This is a genomic window from Acetobacter sp., assembly GCF_047721705.1.
Classification (GTDB): Bacteria; Pseudomonadota; Alphaproteobacteria; order Acetobacterales; family Acetobacteraceae; genus Acetobacter.
Genome location: NZ_JBDNXK010000147.1, coordinates 1 through 1,810, shown reverse-complemented (window position 1 = coordinate 1,810; position 1,810 = coordinate 1). Strand labels below are relative to the sequence as shown.

Annotated in this window: 3 protein-coding genes; all 3 read left to right on the top strand. The window is 65.9% G+C overall.

What is annotated here, in order from left to right; all coding sequences use genetic code 11:
- On the top strand, positions 1 to 276 hold a 276-nt coding region (locus ABF824_RS15575), incomplete at its 5' end, for a hypothetical protein (protein ID WP_415489890.1).
- Positions 273 to 581 carry a hypothetical protein gene (locus tag ABF824_RS15570; RefSeq protein WP_308720891.1) on the top strand — a complete coding sequence of 103 codons (309 nt, stop codon included), beginning with the start codon at positions 273 to 275 and terminating at the stop codon, positions 579 to 581. The genes ABF824_RS15575 and ABF824_RS15570, both read left to right, overlap by 4 nt.
- Positions 578 to 1,810: DUF927 domain-containing protein (locus ABF824_RS15565; RefSeq protein WP_415489889.1), on the top strand; the 1,233-nt coding region annotated here is incomplete at its 3' end. The genes ABF824_RS15570 and ABF824_RS15565, both read left to right, overlap by 4 nt.

Sequence of the window (1,810 nt, the reverse complement as noted above, 5' to 3'; positions counted from 1 at the left end):
CGCATGAGCCAAACCACTGCTTTTGACGCCGCCACGCGCCAGCAGATGGTGCGGGCCATGACGCGCGACTACCTCGATCAGCTGGAACGCTGCATCGCACAGGACCCGCCCCCCTTGGGTGAGGGGCGCAGTATTGCCCAGTGCGCGGCGTTCTCCGCCATGAGCCACCTTCTGGGGCTGGAACTGGAGCGTGCCGGACCACAGGCCCTTGAGGTGCTGGTCGGCGCGGCGACCATCATGCGCGATGTGGCGCTGGGGCGGGAGCTGCAGCCATGACCCAGCACCGTATCGACTTCGAGCGTATCAATCGTGCCGCCCTGGCCGCATTGCCTGCCCTGCTGGGGCGCTGGCTGCCGGACGGCAAGCGTGAAGGCCACGAATGGGTGGCTCGCAATCCCCGGCGCGGCGACCGCGAACCGGGCTCCTTCAAGGTGAACATGAATACCTGCCGCTGGTCTGACTTTGCCACGGGCGATCGGGGCGGTGATCCCGTATCGCTGGCCGCCTACCTGTTCAATATCCGCCAGGGCGAGGCCGCAGCCCGTCTGGCGACCATGCTGGGGCTGGGAGGTGACGCATGAACGAAACCGACATGCCTACCGATTACACCGATCCCGCACCTGATCCGCATATCCCCGTGCCTGCCACCTCCGTCGATAATTTCGGCAATGTCACTGACCTTACACCCGGCATTGAAACCGCCTTTGCCCCGCTGTCGGAGGTCGAACGGCAGGGAACAGCCCCCGCAGATGATGGGCGCGAGATATGGGAACCTGTCAGCCCCGCACCGTGCGCGCCAGACATGCCGCGTGGCGCCTCCGCCATGTGGGTCTATCGCGATGCGGACGGCCAGCCGCTCTGTGCCCGTTTCCGCAAGGATGACGGTGCTGGTGGCAAGGTGGTGTTGCCACTGTCTTATGGCCACCGGGTCTGGACCGATAGCCGCGGCAACCGCCACGATGCGACGGGCTGGCACTGGAAACAGGGCGCAAAGCCGCTACCGCTCTATGGGCTGGACCAGCTTGCCGCCTTTGGGGATGCCCCCGTGCTGCTGGTGGAAGGTGAAAAGACAGCGGAGGCGGCCGGCCGCCTGTTTCCCGATTTCGTGGTCATGACCTCGCAGGGTGGCAGCAAGGCGGCGGCCAACAATGACTGGTCACCCCTGGCCGGGCGGAGCGTCACCATCTGGCCGGACAATGACGATGCGGGTCAGTCCTGGGCAGATGATGTGATCCGTTTGCTACGCGAAGCAGGGGCAGGGATCACGCGCAAGGTCGAACTGCCGACCGGCCTGCCGCCAGGGTGGGATCTGGCCGATGATCTGCCGTTCGACATGACACAGGGCGACGACGTGCCGGATATGGAGATCCTGCGCCCGCTGCTGGACAAGGCCCCGCTGGCCGCGCCCAACGTGGAAATGCCCCACGGCTATTACATGAACCGCTTCGGCCTGAACTTCATGCCCGAGACCACAGGCGACCTGCCGCCATCCCCTGTCTGGATTGCAGCGCCCTTCGATGTGGTGGCTGAAACCAACGACGGCACCGGGCAGGCATGGGGCCTTCTGATCCGCTGGGCAGACCGCGACCACCGCCCGCACCAGTGGGCCATCCCCAAGAAGCTGGTGCATGGCGAAGGCAAGGAGATCGCCGGTGAGCTGGAAGATGCCGGGCTGAACTGCTCCATTTCCGCCACGCGCCACCTCCGCCAGTTCATCGCCAGCGTGAAGACCCGCACCCGCCTGCGCTGCGTGGATCGTGCCGGATGGCATGCCACCAGCAGCGGGCCAGCCTTTATCCTGCCCGGCGGG

What these genes read in the sequence shown, in the direction of transcription:
- ABF824_RS15570 (WP_308720891.1), top strand. Translation starts at nt 273, where the DNA reads ATGACCCAGCACCGTATCGACTTCGAGCGTATCAATCGTGCCGCCCTG.